Origin of the sequence: Methylibium sp. T29-B (genome assembly GCF_000576225.1) — a bacterium.
In the GTDB taxonomy this organism is placed as follows: Bacteria; Pseudomonadota; Gammaproteobacteria; order Burkholderiales; family Burkholderiaceae_C; genus Methylibium; species Methylibium petroleiphilum.
The window spans coordinates 1-2,224 of sequence record NZ_AZSN01000305.1; the positions used below are offsets into that span (position 1 = coordinate 1).

The 2,224-nt window shown below is 73.5% G+C and carries 2 protein-coding genes and 1 pseudogene; all 3 read right to left on the reverse strand.

Annotation, left to right across the window (positions count from 1 at the left end):
- Nucleotides 1-161 precede the first annotated feature (161 nt).
- Complete coding sequence (locus Y694_RS21410; RefSeq protein ID WP_036236482.1) at nt 162-785, reverse strand: LON peptidase substrate-binding domain-containing protein; 624 nt, start codon at nt 783-785, stop codon at nt 162-164.
- A gap of 14 nt (nt 786-799) precedes the next feature.
- Nucleotides 800-1,717, reverse strand: coding sequence for an RNase adapter RapZ (gene rapZ, locus Y694_RS21415; protein ID WP_011830910.1), 918 nt, complete (start codon nt 1,715-1,717; stop codon nt 800-802).
- Nucleotides 1,714-2,224: pseudogene (locus tag Y694_RS21420) on the reverse strand (DNA repair protein RecN); the annotation flags it as partial. The gene rapZ and the pseudogene Y694_RS21420, both read right to left, overlap by 4 nt.

The window sequence follows — 2,224 nt, forward strand, 5'->3', positions numbered from 1 at the left end:
TCGGCCGGGGTCTCGCCGTGGCTCACCGGGCGCTGCGGCAGCGCGGCCATCATGTTGGCGATGCGATCGACCAGCGCGTGGCCGAGCGCGCGGAACTGCGCCGGCGCCATGGCCAGTGCCGCCTCGCGCGCCGGCGACTCGGGCTCGGTCGGCATGGCGCCCTAGCCGACCACGCCCTTGCTGCGCAGGAACTCGTCGACCAGCTTCAGCCGCACCAGCGGGTCGGGCAGTTCCATCAGTTTCTGCTTGGCGGCCACCGAGATCGGCAGGATCTCGCACCAGCGGTTGGCGATCCAGCCGGCGTCGTCGAAGCGGTAGGGCTCGAGGAAGGGCGCGTTGCCCTGCTGCTTGAGGGTGGCGATCGCGTTCGCGAGGCCCTGGGCCGAACCGACCAGCTCCTCGGTCGGCAGCACGGTCTCGTCGTCGGGCAGCAGCCGGGCCTGGGCGACCCACAGGTGGTTGGCCTGCTGCGAGGTGCCGGCCGTCTCGAAGCGCCGGGTTCCGCGGCAGCGCACCTGCAGGATGCCGGACTGCGGGCTGTCCACGTCGATCAGCTCGGCCAGGCAGCCGATCGACTCCAGCGCCACGTCGCCGGGCGCGCCGTTGCCGCGCACCTCGCTGCCCTTCTTCAGCGCCACCACGCCGAAGGGCTTGCGTTCGCGCAGGCACTCGCCCACCAGATCGAGGTAGCGCGCCTCGAACACCTTCAGGCCCAGCAGGCCATCGGGGAACAGCACCGACTGCAGCGGGAACAGCGGCAGTTCGAAGGAGGGCGTATCCGTCATCGGCGACCGGCTTCTCAGAGCGCGTCGAGCTCGCGGTGGCGCACCAGCGTCGCACCGCGGTCGCGGAAGCGCCGGGCGAGCTGCTCGACGAAGTAGACCGAGCGGTGCTGGCCGCCGGTGCAGCCGATCGCGACGGTGAGGTAGGCGCGCTGGTCCTGCTCGAACGCCGGCAGCCAGCGCACCAGGAAGGCTTCGATCTGCCCCAGCATCTCGCCCACCTCGGGCTGCTGCTGCAGGTAGTCGGCGACCGGTGCGTCGCGACCGGTCAGCGGGCGCAGCTCGTCGATGTAGTGCGGATTGGGCAGCACGCGCACGTCGTACACCAGGTCGGCGTCGAGCGGCACACCGTGCTTGAAGGCGAAGGACTCGAACACCAGCGTCAGTGCGCCGGCCGGTGCCTGCACCAGCTGCCGCACCCAGGCGCGCAGCTGGGCGGCGCGCAGCTGGCTGGTGTCGAGGACGGTGGAGGCCTCGCGCAGGTCGGCGAGCAGCTCGCGTTCGAGCTCGATCGCGTCGGTCAGTGCACGGTGCTGGTCGAGCGCCTCGCCGGGGGCGCCGGTGCTCAGCGGGTGGCGGCGCCGCGTCTCGGAGAAGCGCCGCACCAGCGCATGCGTGCTGGCGTCGAGGAAGATCGCGCGCACCTTCACGCCCTCGCTGCCCAGCTGCGACAGGCTCGGCAGCAGCGCCGGCAGCGAGCGGGCGCTGCGCACGTCGACCGCCACCGCGATGCGGCGCATCGCGCCGTCGGTGCGGGCCTGCTCCAGGCGCAGGAACTGCGGCAGCAGCTCGGGCGGCAGGTTGTCGACGCAGTAGAAGCCGGCGTCCTCCAGCGCATGCAGCGCCACCGACTTGCCCGAGCCGGAGATGCCGGTGACCAGCACCACCTCGCGCGGTGCGTCGGGCAGGGCCGGCGCCACGGTGTCCTGGCTCATGCCCGCTGCCGCTTGCGTCCACCACGACCGCCGGGCGTGGCTGGGGGCGCCGGCGGGGCCGATGTCGCGGTCGCCAGCAGCGCCTGCGCATGGGCCAGGCTGGTGCCGCCGGCCGCGCCGCCGCCCAGCATGCGGGCGATCTCCTGCACCCGCGCCTCGCCGGTGACCGGGTCGACCTGGCTGCGCGTGCTGCCGCCCTGCGCGGCCTTGCTGACCACGCAGTGGTGGTCGGCGCAGGCGGCCACCTGCGGCAGGTGGGTCACGCACAGCACCTGCCGGTCGCGGCCCAGGCGGCGCATCAACTGCCCCACGGCGTCGGCCACGCTGCCGCCGACGCCGGCGTCGATCTCGTCGAAGATCAGCGTGCCGGTCTCGCCGAGCTCGCTGGTGGTGACCGCGATCGCCAGCGCGATGCGCGACAGCTCGCCGCCCGAGGCCACCTTGGCCAGCGCGCGCGGCGTGCTGCCGGCGTGCCCCGCCACGCGAAACTCTGCCGCCTCGCGGCCG